Annotated in this window: 11 protein-coding genes and 2 tRNA genes; 2 read left to right on the top strand and 11 right to left on the bottom strand. The window is 66.5% G+C overall.

The window, feature by feature from the left end:
* Positions 1–16 precede the first annotated feature (16 nt).
* Positions 17–1,414 (bottom strand): TIGR03013 family XrtA/PEP-CTERM system glycosyltransferase, encoded by a 1,398-nt coding sequence (locus V8246_RS13050; protein WP_312769163.1) that lies wholly within the window; start codon positions 1,412–1,414, stop codon positions 17–19.
* Between the two features lie 232 nt (positions 1,415–1,646).
* Entirely contained in the window at positions 1,647–3,215 is a 1,569-nt protein-coding gene (locus V8246_RS13045; protein ID WP_312769161.1) for a right-handed parallel beta-helix repeat-containing protein, read from the bottom strand.
* A 259-nt stretch (positions 3,216–3,474) separates the two neighbouring features.
* On the opposite strand from V8246_RS13045, the gene V8246_RS13040 reads away from it, so the two are divergent.
* Positions 3,475–3,551, top strand: a tRNA-Arg gene (locus V8246_RS13040).
* Between the two features lie 123 nt (positions 3,552–3,674).
* Here V8246_RS13040 and V8246_RS13035 read toward each other — a convergent pair.
* The 9 genes from V8246_RS13035 to V8246_RS12995 form a co-directional block, all read right to left on the bottom strand.
* Positions 3,675–3,767 (bottom strand) — tRNA-Ser (locus V8246_RS13035).
* Between the two features lie 75 nt (positions 3,768–3,842).
* A complete protein-coding gene (gene csrA / locus V8246_RS13030) occupies positions 3,843–4,052 on the bottom strand; it encodes a carbon storage regulator CsrA (protein ID WP_162110288.1) in 210 nt (69 codons plus the stop codon).
* A 149-nt stretch (positions 4,053–4,201) separates the two neighbouring features.
* The gene (gene alaS, locus V8246_RS13025) at positions 4,202–6,853 is read right to left on the bottom strand and encodes an alanine--tRNA ligase (protein ID WP_336189576.1); all 2,652 of its coding nucleotides are present in this window, start codon (positions 6,851–6,853) and stop codon (positions 4,202–4,204) included.
* A 93-nt stretch (positions 6,854–6,946) separates the two neighbouring features.
* Entirely contained in the window at positions 6,947–7,459 is a 513-nt protein-coding gene (recX, locus tag V8246_RS13020) for a recombination regulator RecX (protein ID WP_336189575.1), read from the bottom strand.
* Between the two features lie 33 nt (positions 7,460–7,492).
* Positions 7,493–8,527, bottom strand: a complete 1,035-nt coding sequence (gene recA / locus V8246_RS13015; protein WP_336189573.1) for a recombinase RecA — start codon at positions 8,525–8,527, stop codon at positions 7,493–7,495.
* A gap of 186 nt (positions 8,528–8,713) precedes the next feature.
* Positions 8,714–9,355 (bottom strand): transcriptional repressor LexA, encoded by a 642-nt coding sequence (gene lexA / locus V8246_RS13010; RefSeq protein WP_336189572.1) that lies wholly within the window; start codon positions 9,353–9,355, stop codon positions 8,714–8,716.
* 46 nt (positions 9,356–9,401) lie between these two features.
* Positions 9,402–11,087 carry an AarF/UbiB family protein gene (locus tag V8246_RS13005; protein ID WP_336189864.1) on the bottom strand — a complete coding sequence of 562 codons (1,686 nt, stop codon included), beginning with the start codon at positions 11,085–11,087 and terminating at the stop codon, positions 9,402–9,404.
* A 28-nt stretch (positions 11,088–11,115) separates the two neighbouring features.
* On the bottom strand, positions 11,116–11,607 hold the full coding sequence (locus tag V8246_RS13000) for a CinA family protein (RefSeq protein WP_336189570.1): 492 nt from the start codon (positions 11,605–11,607) through the stop codon (positions 11,116–11,118).
* A 127-nt stretch (positions 11,608–11,734) separates the two neighbouring features.
* The gene (locus V8246_RS12995; protein WP_336189569.1) at positions 11,735–14,167 is read right to left on the bottom strand and encodes a TonB-dependent receptor; all 2,433 of its coding nucleotides are present in this window, start codon (positions 14,165–14,167) and stop codon (positions 11,735–11,737) included.
* On the opposite strand from V8246_RS12995, the gene V8246_RS12990 reads away from it, so the two are divergent.
* Positions 14,142–14,525 carry a hypothetical protein gene (locus tag V8246_RS12990; RefSeq protein ID WP_336189568.1) on the top strand — a complete coding sequence of 128 codons (384 nt, stop codon included), beginning with the start codon at positions 14,142–14,144 and terminating at the stop codon, positions 14,523–14,525. The two genes, V8246_RS12995 and V8246_RS12990, sit on opposite strands and share 26 nt — an antisense overlap.
* Positions 14,526–14,712 lie beyond the last annotated feature (187 nt).

The following is a 14,712-nucleotide window of genomic DNA, read 5'->3' as shown; positions in this document are numbered from 1 at the left end:
TCACGTGCGGCGCCGCTCAGCGCGCGCCACGGCCGAACAACACGACTTCGACGGTCTGCAGCAGGATCATCAGATCGAACACCAGGCCGTGGTTCTTCACGTAGAACAGGTCGAACTTGAGCTTCTCCTCCGCATCGCGCACCGACGCGCCGTACGGATAACGGAGCTGCGCCCAACCGGTGAGGCCCGGCTTCACGCTGTGACGAACGCCGTAGTAGCGCACCTCGTCGTTGAGCATGTCGACGAACTGCGGGCGCTCCGGACGCGGGCCGACGAAACTCATGTCGCCACGCAGCACCGCGATCAACTGGGGCAGCTCGTCCAGTCGCGTCTTGCGGATGAAGCGTCCCACCCGGGTACTGCGGTCGTCGTCCTTGCTGGCCCACACCGCCACGCCACCCTTTTCCGCATCCACCCGCATGCTGCGGAACTTCGTCAGGGTGAAATGGCGGCCGCGCTCGCCCACGCGCGTCTGGCTGTAGAAGACCGGGCCACCGGATTCCATCCACACGGCGATGCCCACCACGATCATCAACGGCCAGCTCACCAGCAGAAGTGCACCGGCGGCTAGCAGATCGAAGAACCGCTTGCTCAGCCGACGTGGCGTGGAGTAGTCGAAGCCGCCGGAGAACACCAGCCACGACGGATCCACCGCGTTGAGTTGCACCATGCCGGCTTCTCGTTCGAAGAAGCTGGACAGGTCCACCACCGAGATGCCCTGCTGCACGCACTGCAGCATCTGCTCCATCGGAAGCCCGCCCCGCCGCTCGTCCGGCGCGATCACCAGTTCGTCGATCTGCAGGCGGTCGGTGAGTTCGTGCAGGCCCTCCTCGCCCACAGACACCAGCAGGTCTTCGCGCACCCGCACGGGCTGGCCGGGCACCGGCACGAATCCCACCACGGTGAACGTGCGGCGGTCGGAACGACGGCGCATGCACGAGTTGATCAGGTCGGCATTGCGCCCCGCCCCGAGGATCAGCACGCGCTGCTTCAGCACATCGGAATGGAACAGCCGCACCCAGGCCAGCCGCACCACGAGGATCCCCAGCGCGCCGATCGCCAGCGAGATCGCCAGCACGCCGCGGCCGAGATAGGACGGGGGAACCAAGTAGTAGAACACCACCAGGGCGATACCGCCGAGGGCGAACGACAGCACCAGGCGCAGGATGAAATCCGTCCGCGTATGGCGGACATGCGTCTGGTACAGGCCGAAGGCGGTCATCGCGCCCGTGATCGCCAGCGCCACGAGCAGGGCGCGCCATGGCGTCTGCTCCAGGAAGCGGACCTGGTACTCCGGCTCGGTATGGAAGCGCAACCAGGCGGCGGCCATCACGGCCGCGAACAGGACCACCACTTCCCCCAGCCACAGAAACCGGATGACCCGGTCCTTGCGGCTCTTGCGCGCTGCCTTCATCGAAGCCCCCCTCGCTGCGGTTGCGGCGACCCGGATTTCGGTCCTGAGGCCGCCCTTTGATCCCTACGCCATGCATCCACCCGCACCCGGGGTAGTGGCCTCCGGGTCCCGGCACATCTGGCGTATCCGACACATAACCCTCAACGCGACTTGCCCCCCGCGCCGGACACGTAGCGCAAAAAAGAGAGCCGCCCCGGAGGGCGGCTCGATGCATCTGCCTGTGAAGCCCGCGTCAGGGCCGGACCACGCCGCGGCGATAGCGTGCGGCCGGCGTCGTCCGCCAGCGCGTGCGCTCGCGCACGGGCAACACCGCGCTGGGCGCGGTCAGCGCAGGCTGCGACGCCGTCGTGGGCTGCGCCGCCGTTCCCGCCGGTCGCGGCGGGATCAAGGGCTGCGACCCGTTGACACGGATCGGATCGGATACCTGGTCGATGTCGAACTGCTCGAACGCGCCGATGTCGATGCGACCTTCCAGCATCAGGCGCGCATGGGCATCGCCTGGCGCGAGCTTGATCCGTCGCGGCGGATCGAAAGCCGGCAGCAGCTGAGGCGTCGGGAACGGAAACGCCGACGGCGTGGCGGGGGTATTGTTGCCCGCGTTCAACAGCGGACTGCCGGCCCGCGGACGGAAATTCAGCTGCGCCAGGTCGGTGAACATCGGGTCGCTGCCGCGCAGGGTGCCGGTCCATTCCGCCGGCACCGATGCGGCACTGGACTGCACCCAGTTGTTGGAACCGGCCACCTTGCGGCCGTCGGACCAGGGCTCGCGGCTCTGCGGCCCGCAGTACGGGGTATCGACGTTGCTGGCGGGATTCTCGCGGACGATGTTCGGCGCACTTCCGGACGCCGGCTGGTAGATGACGTTGTTGTGCATCTCCAGCGAACCCTGGCCCAGCTGGACCAGCACCGCGTTCGCCGTACCGGAACGGTCCATGAGGATCGTGTTGTTCACCAGACGCGTACGTCCCTGGTTGCGGCCGTTCAGGTCGCCCCCGATGCGCAGCGCATTTCCGGAACGGCTGGTCGAGCGGTGGATGATGACGTTGCCGACGAGTTCGGCATCCTCGCGACGCAGATCCGCCGTCCAGCCGGCCTTCTGCGTTTCGCAATCGGGCCCGATCAACTCGACTTCGTGCAGGTCCGATCCCTCGATCCAGTTGTAATGGATCTCGGCGCGCTGGTGGCGCACGCGTACCAGCACGCCGCCGGTGGCGCTGTGAACGTAGTTGTAGCGCATCCTGAAAACCGTGTCGGGATACGCCACTTCGTCCGACTGCATATAGATCGCATGGCGGCGGTCGCCCTGGCCGGAGCGCGCGATCTCGCTGTACTCCAGCGTGAAGGAACCGGAGTTCTGGTCCGCGCCAAGGATGCCGTGCGACGGACAGTCGTGTACGTAGACGTCCCGCACGGTGGCGTTGTGCGCCTCGCTGAAGATGCACGAACTGGAGCCGCCGGTGACCTCGAAGCCTTCGAACACGATGTGGTTCGACTGCTGGAACTTGATCGTATGCGTGCCGCCGGACAGCAGCGGCCGCGTCGCGCCGGCCACGCGGCGCCAGCGGATCGTCACCGGACTGGCCTCGGTCCCGCTGTCGTCGTCACCCACCACGATGTTGCCGGCATAGGTGGCGTTGCCGTCGACCTCGACGATGTCGCCGGGCGCCAGGTTGACGCTGTTGAAGAGCGTGGTGAGCTGGGTGTACTGCCTACCGGGTCCGACGCTGTAAGTGGCGGCGGCGGCGCTCAAGGGTACGACGGCCAACAGCCCCAGCCCGAGCAAGGGTTTGGAAAAATGCATCAATTGACTCCCGCGAGTGCTCGCGTTCCGTTGTATCCCCTGTCCCGACATTCTCCGGGCCCCGGCGTGAATGCCCTGCTAATCCGCGCACCGGATGGGCACTGCGGATGAGACGGTCGCCCCACTTCGGACATCCGCCTCCACAGTGATACGCGGGGCACGGGGCGCAGCGGCCGCAGAAACCGTCGTCGCGAAAATCTTTCGCTCAAGATGTTGACGGGTGAAAAGGGTTCGTGCAGAATTCCGCGTCTAACGAAACGCGCCCGTAGCTCAGCTGGATAGAGTACCTGGCTACGAACCAGGCGGTCGGGAGTTCGAATCTCTCCGGGCGCGCCATTATCGAAACAGGCAGACTGATGGTCTGCCTGTTTTTTTCGTCCCGACGAAAGCCTGCGGCCGGGATGCAAGCACGTGCGACGAGACAGAAAAAAGCCCCGCTATGCGGGGCTTTTTTCTGTCTGGCGGAGTGAGAGGGATTCGAACCCTCGATAAGGCTTTTGACCCTATACTCCCTTAGCAGGGGAGCCCCTTCGGCCACTCGGGCATCACTCCGGGTCTGTCGCATGCCGCAGGCGAGCCGCGGCGGCCGCCTAGAATAGCGGCTCGCCGCTCAGGCGGCAAACAAAATCATTCCGACGTGATGTTTTCCGATGCGGCAGGCGAGCCGATCTCTTCGCCGCGCTGGATGCGCTGGTAGATTTCTTCGCGATGCACGGCCACATCCTTGGGCGCGGTGATACCGATACGCACCTGGTTGCCTTTGACGCCAAGCACGGTCACCGTGACCGAATCGCCGATCATCAGGGTTTCGCCGACACGGCGGGTCAAGATCAACATGTTTCTTCTCCGTAATCCGGCAAAGGATAGTGCCGGGGGCGCGCCGGGCCCGTGAAAAGGGCCGGGGGCTTCCTGGTACATTCATGAACTTAAAGCATGTTAGCGGCCGGACAGGTCGGGCCGCAAGCACCGTTTAGTCCAATAAGGGGTCAGCCGATCCGTTCCCGGACCCACTCCGGAACCCCTTGAAGCGCCGTGGCAAGGGCGGGCCCGTCCTCACCACCACCCTGGGCGAGATCCGGGCGGCCACCGCCCTTGCCCCCGATCTGACCGGCTACATGTGACAGGAGTTCCCCCGCCTTGACCCGCCCGGTTGCGGCGCCGTTCACCCCCGCCACCAGGGCCGCCTTGCCGTCGGCGGTACCGGCCAGGACGATCACCGCGTCGCCTAACTGCTGCTTCAGACGGTCCATCGCATCGCGCAGCGCCTTGGCATCGAAGCCCTCCAGGCGCGAGGCCAGCACACGGATCCCGCCCACATCGATCGCTGCGCCACTCAGGTCGGAGGTCGCACTGGAGGCGGCCCGGGCCTTCAGGGTCTCCAGTTCGCGCTCCAGCTTCTTCTGCCGATCGGTCAGGGCGCGGATCTTGTCGACGACTTCGCCAACGTTGCCTCCCAGCAGGTCGGCCGCTTCGGCCAACCGGCGCTCCTCGTCCGCCACGTAATCCAGCGCACCCTGACCGGTGACCGCTTCGATGCGGCGCACGCCCGCGGACACGCCGCTTTCGCCGACCAGCTTGAACAGGCCGATGTCGCCCGTACGGCCCACATGGGTGCCGCCACAGAGCTCGGTGGAGTAATCGCCCATCTTCAGGACGCGCACCTGTTCGCCGTACTTCTCGCCGAACAGCGCCATCGCGCCGAAATCCAGCGCCTCCTGCATGCCCATGTGGTGGACCTCGGCCGCGCTGTTGGCGCGGATCTGGGCGTTCACCCGGCGCTCGACCTCGGCCAGTTCGGCCTGCGTCATCGGCTGGAAATGCGAGAAGTCGAAGCGCAGGCGATCCGGCGCCACCAGCGAGCCCTTCTGCTGGACATGCGTGCCCAGCACCTCGCGCAAGGCCGCATGCAACAGGTGGGTGGCCGAGTGGTTGAGGATGGTACTGGCGCGACGCGCGGCATCGACGGACGCCACCACATGGTCGCCGACCTTCAGGCCGCCCTTAGCGACGCGACCGACATGGCCATGGAACTGGCCCGCGAACTTGAGCGTATCGGCGACATCGAATTCGACGCCCTGCTCCGCCAGTACACCGGTGTCGCCGACCTGGCCGCCGGACTCCGCATAGAACGGCGTGCGGTCCAGGATCACCACCGCCTCGTCGCCCGCGTGGACGGACGCCACCGGACGACCGTCCTTGAGCAGCGCGACCACCTGCAGGCCACCGGCATCGAGATGCTCGTAACCCAGGAACACCGTGGGCGACAGCTGCGCCACCAGGTCGGCCGGCAGGCCGGTGGTGGAGGCGAACTTGCCCGCGGCGCGGGCGGTTTCGCGCTGCTGCTCCATCGCCGCCTCGAAACCCGCCATATCCACCGACAGACCGCGCTCGCGCGCGATATCGGCGGTCAGATCCACCGGGAAGCCATAGGTGTCGTAAAGGCGGAACGCGTCGGCGCCGGGAATCACGCCATCGACCACGCGCGAGGCGACGTCGTCGAAGATGCGCATGCCCGAGTCCAGCGTTTCGGCGAACCGCTCCTCCTCGGCCTTCAATGCCTTCTCGACCAGTGCGCGTGCCGCCGGCAGTTCCGGATAGGCATCGCCCATCAACTCGGACAGCGTGCCGACCATCTTGTGGAAGAAAGGCTGGCGAACGCCCAGCATCCAGCCGTGGCGCAGCGCGCGACGGATGATCCGGCGCAACACGTAACCACGCCCCTCATTGGAGGGCAGCACACCGTCCACGATCAGGAAACTGCACGCGCGGATATGGTCGGCGATGACGCGCAGCGACTTGTTCTCGAGATCGGTCGTACCGGTGAGTTCGGCGGCCTGGCGGATCAGGCCCTGGAACAGATCGATCTCGTAGTTCGTATGGACATGCTGGAGCACTGCGGCCAGGCGTTCCAGGCCCATGCCGGTGTCCACGCACGGCGCAGGCAGCGGCACGAGCGTGCCGTCCGGCTGGCGATCGAACTGCATGAAGACGTTGTTCCAAATCTCGATGTAGCGGTCCCCGTCCTCGTCCGGGGAGCCCGGGGGACCGCCGGCGATGTGCTCGCCGTGGTCGTAGAAGATCTCGGTACACGGACCGCAGGGACCGGTGTCGGCCATCTGCCAGAAATTGTCCGACGCATAGGGCGCGCCCTTGTTGTCGCCGATGCGCACGATGCGCTCCGGCGGCAGGCCGATCATGTCGTGCCAGAGGTCGTAGGCTTCGTCGTCGGTGTGGTAGACCGTGACCAACAGGCGTTCCTTGGGAAGTTTCCAGACCTCGGTCAGCAACTCCCATGCCCAAGCGATGGCCTCCTTCTTGAAGTAGTCGCCAAAGGACCAGTTGCCCAGCATCTCGAAGAACGTGTGGTGGCGGGCGGTATACCCCACCGAATCCAGATCGTTGTGTTTGCCGCCGGCCCGCAGGCAGCGCTGGACATCGGCCGCACGCACGTAGCTGCGCTTCTCCGCCCCCAGGAACACGTCCTTGAACTGCACCATGCCGGAGTTGGTGAACAGCAGGGTGGGATCGTTGCCGGGCACCAGGGAGGCGGACGGCACGATGGTATGGCCCTTGCCGGCGAAGAAATCGAGGAAATCCTGGCGGATCTGGCGGGTGCTGAAGGTCTTGGGAGTGGTCATCTGGCAGGCATTGGCTGGAAGGCGCTTCCTTGCGCCGCGCTGTCCGCGTAATGCGGGCACGGCCGGGTGGAAGCAACCCAATGCCCTAGATTATCAGGCTGCCCCGCCCCAGTCCTCCAGCTCCAGCCGGCTGGCAGCGCGCACGGCGTCGGCATCGAAACCCCGTCGGATCAGGAAATCCGCGATCTTGCGCCGTTGAGCCGGGTCGATCTGGCGGGCTGGACCGAAACGCCGGCGGACGAGGTCGCACGCCGTTTCGGTCCAGTCGCCATCGAAGGTGGCCATGGCCGCCGTGATCGCCTCACGGTCCAGCCCGTGGGTGGACAGCTCGGCCCTGATCCTCAGCGGACCATAACCACCCGAGGCCCGGCTGCGGACGAGCGCCTCGGCAAAGCGCGTGTCGCTCTGCCAGCCCTCCGCCTCCAGCCGGTCCACGGCCGATCGCACATCGGCCGCTTCCACACCGCGGGACGTCAATTTCCGGGACAGTTCCCGCCGGGAGTGCTCCCGCCTGGTCAGCAGGCCCAAGGCCCGCTGCAGGGGCGTCTGCTCGACAGGCTTGCGGCGGCGTGCGGCGCGAGTCGTCCGTGCATTCTCATCCGCCATCGCGTGGCCTCTCCCGATCCCGCCGCCCGACCTTTACTCGGCGTCGTCGTCCGCTCGCTCTTCACGCTGCGCTTCGGCCGGCTGGAACTTCTCGCGCAGCTCGGCCTCGAGCTTCGCGGCAATGGCCGGGTTCTCGCGCAGGAACGTGCGGGAGTTGTCCTTGCCCTGGCCGATACGCTCGCTGCCGTAGCTGTACCAGGCACCGGCCTTCTCCACCAGCTTGGCCTCCACGCCCATGTCGATCAGCTCACCTTCACGGCTGATGCCCTCGCCGTACAGGATTTCGGTGACCACCTGCTTGAACGGAGGTGCCAGCTTGTTCTTGACCACCTTGATCTTGGTCTGGTTGCCGATGATCTCGTCGCCCTTCTTGATGGCGCCGATGCGGCGGATGTCCAGGCGGACCGAGGCGTAGAACTTCAGTGCGTTGCCGCCGGTGGTGGTTTCCGGGCTCTGGCCCGGCATCATCACGCCGATCTTCATGCGCAGCTGGTTGATGAAGATCACCAGGGTGTTGGAGCGCTTGATGTTGCCGGTCAGCTTGCGCAACGCCTGGCTCATCAGGCGGGCCTGCAGGCCGGGCAGCTGGTCGCCCATCTCGCCCTCGATTTCGGCCTTGGGCGTCAGCGCGGCGACCGAATCGATGACCACGATGTCGATGGAGCCCGAACGCACCAGCATGTCGGCGATCTCGAGCGCCTGCTCGCCGGTGTCCGGCTGCGACAGCAGCAGATCATCCACGTTCACGCCCAGCTTGGCGGCATAGATCGGGTCGAGTGCGTGCTCGGCATCGATGAAGGCTGCGGTACCCCCCATCTTCTGGCATTGAGCGATGGCCTGCAGGGTCAGCGTGGTCTTGCCCGAGGACTCCGGCCCGTAGATCTCGACGACGCGTCCCTTGGGCAGTCCGCCGATGCCCAGCGCCAGGTCCAGCATCAGCGAACCGGTGGGAATGGCCTCGACGGGCTCGATGACCCGGTCGCCCATGCGCATCACCGAGCCCTTGCCGAACTGGCGCTCGATCTGTGTCAGGGCGGCGGAAAGGGCGCGCTTCTTGTTCTCGTCCATCGTCGTGGTCCTAGTCAATGTGGTCGTATGCGGTGAGGTGAGTGTGGGAGGCGCCCATCGCACAGGCTGCGACGGTGCGGGCATGGGAGAAAATAAAATGCGGCGGGGCGCTGCGGGAGCGGTCCAGGCCGCGCGGCCGTGTCGGAAAACCCCGCGCGGCAGCGTCGGAAGCGGCGCTGCGCAGATTCACCGGTTGGGCCTCACCAGACCGCAGTACAGCCCCTCGATGGCGAAATCCTGGTCTGGCGCGACCTCGATGGGCGCATAGTCGGGGTTGCGCGGCAGCAGCCGGATGCGGTCCTTGCCGATCTTCAGCAGCTTCACCGTGATGGCGTCGTCGATGCGCGCCACCACGATCTGGCCGGAGCGCGCGTCGCGGGTACGGTGCACGCCGATCAGGTCGCCGTCGAAGATGCCTTCGTCGCGCATCGAATCGCCCCTCACCTTCAACAGGTAATCCGGCGCCGGGGCGAAGAAGGCCCGGTCCAGCAGCACGTAGTCGTGGTGGTCGGCATCGGCGCCGATCGGCGCGCCGGCGGCCACCTGGCCCAGCACGGGAACGCGCATGCCCTCCTCCTTCGCTGCAGGGAATGCCAGATCCGGCTGGGGCGAAGGTGGGGCCTTGAGCAGGCGGATGCCGCGGGCGCGGCCGGGCACGCGCTCGATGGCTCCTGCCTGTTCCAGTGCCTCCAGGTGGTACTGGGCCGCCCGCACGCCCTTGAAACCGAACGCCTTGGCGATTTCGGCCTGCGAAGGCGGCATGCCCTCGGCCTCCAGCCGTTCGGCGATCAAGGCAAGGATGGCGAGCTGGGTATCGGTCAGGTCCATGGTTAGTAGTAATACTACTAACGCCCCGCCCTGGCAAGGGGCGCAGCTAGCGTCGCCCGCTGCGCCAGATCGAGAACAGGATCCAGACACCGCAGAGCGCGGCCCCGACGAAGCCCAGCACCCCCAGGGCCATCAGCCAGCGGTTGGAGACCCCTCCTCCCACGCTGTTCATCACGATCGAGGAACCGATCACCAGCGACGCCGTGATGATGCCCATCGTCAACCGGTTGGCGGCGCGGTCCACCTGTTCGCCGAAGGCCCTGAGCGTATCGACTTCGATATGCATCTGCAGCTTGCCGCGCCGGGCCGACTGCAGCAGGCGGTGGACGTCGCGCGGCATGTCGCGCAGCAGGTCGACCAGACCGGAGAGCGTGCGGCGCCCGCGCCGGACCAGCACATCCGGGGCGAAGCGCTCCAGCATCGCCCGCTCCAGGTAGGGGCGCGCTTCGCTGGCCATGTCGAAATCCGGATCCAGCTGCCGCCCCATGCCCTCCAGGGTGAGGAAGGCCTTGATCATCAGCGCCAGGTCGGCCGGCAGGCTGAGGCCATGCTCGCGCAGCATCGCCGTGACGTCGCCGAGCATCGCCCCCATGCGCAGGTCCTTGAGCGGGACCCCGCGGTACTGGTCGACGAAGACATCGGCCGACTCCTGCAAGCGCACTTCGTCGATATCGTTGTTTTCCTCGGTCCAGTCGGCCAGCACCTCGGCTACGGCGGCCGAGTCGTGGACCACCAGCCCGTGCAGCAGGCGCACGATCTGGAACCGCCGCGGCTCGGTGACCCGCCCCACCATGCCGAAATCGATCACGCCGATCGCGCCATCCGGCATGTAGAAAATGTTGCCGGGATGCGGATCCGCATGGAAGAACCCATCCTCCAACACCATCTTCAGCACCAGCCCGGCGCCCGTGCGCGCCAGCTGCACGCGGTCCAGGCCCATCGCGTCGACGGCGGCCAGGTCACGCCCGGGCACGCCCTCCAGGCATTCCTGCACATTGAGCCGCTCGCAGGTCCATTGCCAGTACACCCTCGGGATGACGATATCGTCGCGGCCGGCGAAGTTGTGCGCGATCCGCTCGGCATTGCGGCACTCGGCGGCGAAGTCGAGTTCGCGGCGCAGCGATGCGCTGAACTGCTGGACGATGCGCTGCGGATGGTAGCGGCGCAGCTCCGGCAGGTTCTTTTCGACGATCACCGCCAGGTGCTTCAGCAGTCGCAGGTCGGCCTCGACGGTGTCGCGGATGCCCGGGCGGCGGATCTTCAGGACTACCGCGCTCCCGTCCGCCAACCAGGCGCGATGGGCCTGCGCCAGCGAGGCGGCCGCCAGCGGCTCGAACTCCACGCGCGCGAACACCGCTTCGGGTTCGGTACCCAGGTCCTCGCGCAGCTGGGGCAGCACCGCATCCCAAGGCAGCGCGGGCACGGCGTTCTGCAGCTTGCCGAGTTCATCGATCCACGCCGGGGGAAGCAGATCCACGCGGGTGGCGAGCACCTGGCCGAGCTTGACGAACGTCGGCCCCAGGTCCTGCAGGGTGCACCGCAGGCGCGCCGGCACGTCCATGCGCAGGCGCCCCTCCTCCACCGCCTGCCAGTGCAGCAGCCGGCCTGCTTTCTCCAGCACGCCGGCCATGCCGATGCGCTTGACCACGTCGCCGAAGCCCCAGCGGATCAGGACGGATGCGATGTCCTGCAGCCGCCCCAGATCGCGCACGGTGCCCAGCGTCTCCCACATCACGCGCCCGCTCCGTGTCGCGCGCCGCTCACAGCGACTCCAGCCCGTGCAGTGCGGCTTCCACCGTCTGCCGGCGCACGGCTTCGCGATCACCGGCGAACAGGAATACCTCTGCGCGCGCATAGCCACCGCGCCGCTTCCAGCCGATCCACACGGTGCCCACCGGCTTGTCGGGACTGCCGCCGCCGGGACCGGCGATGCCGGTCACCGCCACCGCGACGCTGGCTCCGGAGTTGACCAGAGCGCCGGAGACCATCTCGATGACGGTTTCGCGACTGACCGCACCGTGGACTTCCAGCGTCTGCGGCCGTACCCCCAGCAATGCCTGCTTGGCCTCGTAGCTGTAGGCGGCCATCCCGCAGTCGAACCAGTCGGAGGAGCCGGCGATGTCGGTCACGCACTTGGCGATCCAGCCACCGGTACAGCTTTCCGCCGTGACCAGATGGTCGCGGCCCTGCCGCAGGCGCTCGCCCACATGGTGGGCCAGCACGCGCAGGGCTTCATCGGTGGGTACGGACATCGCTCGGTTCCGACAGGGAGGCGTGCGTGTTGTAGCCGATTTGCGGGGCGCTGTCGCCCTGCTCGACCACAAAAAGAAAACGGCCCGCCTGGGAAGGCGGGCCGCTCGCCACGTCGTGCGAAGGGGATCAGTAGCGGACGCGCAGGGTCACGCCGTACATCCGGGGCGCGCCCAGGAAGGCGTTGAACGTGTTGAACGGGTTGTTGGGCGCCGGCGAGACGTTCTGCAGCGGGCCGTCGAAGCCGACCTGCACGTAGTCCTCGTCGGTGATGTTGGTGCCCCAGAACTCCAGCATCCACCGCTGGTCCTGCGCACCGATGCCGAAGCGCGCGTTCGCCACGGTGTAGGCGTCCTGCATCTTCTCCGGGTCGAGATCGGAGCCGGTATTGTACTTGGACACGTACTTCGCGCCGATGTTGAAGCGCGCCATCAGGCTGCCGATATCCCACTCGTAGGTGACCGAGGCCGAACCGGACCACTTGGGCGCGAAGCTCATCTGCGCACCCTGCAGCTTGTACAGCGCTCCGACCGAGGGGCATGCGGCGGAGGTCTGTCCCGGCCCCACGAAATCGCAACCCGGGATATTGTCGCCGTACTTCGTGTCGGCATACATCAGGCCGCTCTGCAGCATCAGGCCGCGGATCGACTTCGGCTGCCACATCAGTTCGGCATCCAGGCCCTGCGAGGTGACTTCCGGAATCGAGCGCACCACGAAGCTGGTGCCCAGGAAGCTGTTGAGCTGGAAGTCCTCGTACTTCTGGTGGAACAGCGTGGCGTTCAACAGCAGGTTGCCGTCGAGCCAGGTGGTCTTGGCGCCAAGCTCATAGCTGTCGACGAACTCGCCGGCGAAGGAAGTATCCAACACCGGCTGGATGCCGTTCGCGCTGCCGCTGCTCAGTCCGTTCGACGACTGCACGCGATCCAGGTTGAAGCCGCCGCCCTTGTAGCCGCGGGCGAACGAACCATACGTCATCACGTTGTCGTTCCAGCGATAGGCCGCCTTCAGCGTGCCCGACCATTCTTTCTCTTCGCGCTGCTGCACCGTGTCGCGCGTGGGCGCGTTGTGCAGCGGGTTGGCCCAGGGCAGGCAGCCATAGCCGACGACCGTGGGCGCCGCCGCCGACGCTTGCGCCACGGTCAAGCCGCGAGCCACCAGGGCCGCGACGACCTGCGCGGGATTGGCGAGCATCGCACCGCAGCCGGCGCCCCCGTTGGGGTTGCTGTAGTTGGACACCAGGCTCTTCTTTTCCCGGGTGTAGCGCAGGCCCACGGTGATATCCAGGGCGTCGGTGGCGTGCCAGGTGTTGTTGGTGAACAGCGCGGTGCTCTTGGCGTTCTGCTTGTAGGTGTCCAGCGCGCCGAGACCGGCGAAGACCGTGCCGAACGGGCGTCCGCTGGCCTGCGACAGGAACAGCGGTGCGGTCGGCGACTGGCCCAGGACAGGATTGATGATGGACAGCAGCGCCACCGACAGATACGGCTCGTAGTGCGCGCCTACGCGGTAGGTCTCGGTGCGGTCCAGATCCTCATCCGAGTAGAACGCACCCACCATCCAGTCCACGCGTTCGGTGGCCCCGGTCAGGCGGAACTCCTGGCTGAAGGTGTCGAAGCCGGTGAAGGACTCGTCCTCGTCCGCATTGCGGTACAGGATGTCCGCCGTGCTGAAGTCGTAGTCCAGGCCATTGATGGCCTCCCACTTGCGCTGGGCGGTGATGGAGGTCAGGGTGGCGTCGCCGAACCACGGCGAATCCCAGTTGACCTCCACGGACACGCCGCTGTCCTTGATGTCCTGCGTCGTCGGCCGGTTGCTGTACGCGACGCGGTCGAACGGATCGTCGCCGGGCGCGGCCACGGCCTGACCATTCACCAGGCGGTTGAGGATGGCGGCCGTCGCGCCGACGGTGGTCTGGACCGCCGTACAGCAATTCTCCTCCCGGCTGGTGAAGTCGCCGGCCACCAGGATGTCCAGGTTGTCGCTGGGCTCCAGCAGCAGCTTGCCGCGCACCGTGTGGAAGTTCTGGTCGTAGTCGTCGGTTTCCTTGCGCGGACCGTTGCCGGTGCGCACGTCCATCCAGCCATCGCGCTTGCGCTTGGCCGCGTACAGGTTGAATGCGCCCACCTCGCCCAGCGCATCGTTGTAGCTGCCGGCCACGCCCAGGGCACCATGGTTGCCCACGGTGACTTCACCCTCCGCACTCTGCGTGTAGCCGGGGCGACGGGTCACCACATTGATGACGCCGGCCGAGGTGTTCTTGCCGAACACCGTGCCCTGCGGGCCCTTCAGTACTTCCACCCGCTCGAGCTGGCCCAGGTCGCCGAAACCCACGCTGTTGCGGGGCCGGTACACGCCATCGATCACCACACCCACCGACGACTCCAGGCCCACGTTGTCGCCGACGGTGCCGATGCCGCGGATGCGCGCGGTGGTGATGGCCTCGCTCTGCGTGCTGGTCACGGTCAAGCCGGGCACCAGCACCTGCAGGTCCTTGATGTCGCGCACACCGGTGTCCTGCAGGAGTTGTTCGGAGATCGCGGTGACCGCGATCGGCACATCCTGCATGGCCTCCTCACGCTTCTGCGCGGTCACCGTCATGGTGGCCAACGTGGTGGGTTCCTCTTCCTCGGCCGGCGCAGCCGCCTGCTGCGCGTATGCGTGCGAGGTTGCGCAGAGCGCGGTGAAGACGGCGAGCGAGAGCGCTTTGCGCCTATGCGATGCAGTGACCATGTTGTCCCCTCCCAAGGGCCATGTTCTGGCGACGATGTCGTACAAGAAAATCCGTAGTGGTACAGGCGGCTTTACCGCCGAAAACGAACGCAACTCCCCTTGCGTCAACGCGAAATTAACACCGGCTTCACAGCGCGGCATTCTGCACTGCGTCGATACGCAGGCCACCACTTTGGCATGGATAAGCCACTGATTTTACGAACGATCGTGCGGAACTCCAGTTACGCCTCTGCCGACCTCGCGCGCGGCGCACCCCGTCCCTGACACGTTAGGGCAAGCAGGCCCAGGCGCGCGCCGACATCGGGGCGCGCCGCGGGCAGCGGCTACAATCAACGCCCTTTTGCCCCCTCATCCCCACTGGCCTCGTGAGCAAAGACAAG

Origin of the sequence: Pseudoxanthomonas sp. F11 (assembly GCF_037046485.1) — a bacterium.
Taxonomy (GTDB): domain Bacteria; phylum Pseudomonadota; class Gammaproteobacteria; order Xanthomonadales; family Xanthomonadaceae; genus Pseudoxanthomonas_A.
Note: the sequence above shows the minus strand (reverse complement) of the source record. Positions and strands in the feature narration are given on the sequence as shown.